This window comes from Marinobacter sp. EVN1 (genome assembly GCF_000475375.1).
Lineage (GTDB): Bacteria > Pseudomonadota > Gammaproteobacteria > Pseudomonadales > Oleiphilaceae > Marinobacter > Marinobacter nauticus.
Genome location: NZ_AXCB01000066.1, coordinates 1 through 875, shown reverse-complemented (window position 1 = coordinate 875; position 875 = coordinate 1). Strand labels below are relative to the sequence as shown.

Annotated in this window: 1 protein-coding gene; it reads left to right on the top strand. The window is 44.6% G+C overall.

The genetic code is table 11. From position 1 onward, the window contains the following. The first annotated feature begins 19 nt into the window (after window positions 1-19). Window positions 20-814 carry a DUF5677 domain-containing protein gene (locus tag Q674_RS37160; protein ID WP_023009729.1) on the top strand — a complete coding sequence of 265 codons (795 nt, stop codon included), beginning with the start codon at window positions 20-22 and terminating at the stop codon, window positions 812-814. Window positions 815-875 lie beyond the last annotated feature (61 nt).

The window sequence follows — 875 nt, the reverse complement described above, 5'->3', positions numbered from 1 at the left end:
GCGTTAGGTGTAAGGGAATATGAGGGATCTCAACGACTTGATGATGGATCTCGATCGGATTGCTGATATCGCATACGAGCTTTCTCAGCACTTCGGTGGTATGGATACTCCATGCAGAAAGAAAAAGACCTCAACGTATTATCTCGCGAAGATCGTGCCGGAGTGCTTGTCTTTGTTAAGGATTTTGCCAGGTTCGAGATTTACCGATCCGGGAGATCTTTTTGACTTTCCCTCTTTTTGTTCTATTTCGCGAAATTTGATTGAAGCTGCAAATCTTCATTGGTACTACTGCGTCGATCAGACAGATCGTAACCTATCGGAATTCCGTTTCCATCTTTATGATTTTCATGACTTTCGAGCAAGGTTAAGAATTGGTCGATTTCTTGGTGCCGAGGAGGGAGAGCTAGAACTACTCATTCAAGAATCTGATCAGATAAAAGCTATCATCAAAGACAGCATCTTTTTTTCGGCACTTCTGCCTGAAGTCCAAAGACAAATTCTTAAAGGCCGTAGGTGCGCGGAATTCAATCAGACAGAAATCGTTGAAAAGCGAGGGATGGACGTCGAATTCTTTAATGGAATCTATAAGCTGTTATCCACCAATACTCACTCGACCCCTTCAGCTATTAGCGCTGTTGTCCACTCCAAACTGAAAGGAACTGGCCTGCAAAACGCTTTTTCATGCTTAGTACTATCCTACGTTACTTCTTTTGTAGCCGAATTGGTCAGAGCCACTGGGAGCATGTGGAAAATGCAGTTCGATAACATGGAGTCGAAGAAAATAGTTTTTAGCTATGCAGGCGCATTGCGGTGATCACACCTAACAATTCGCGTCACGCGGACGCACTAACGTGCGCCGGTGCGCTCTGGCGTTA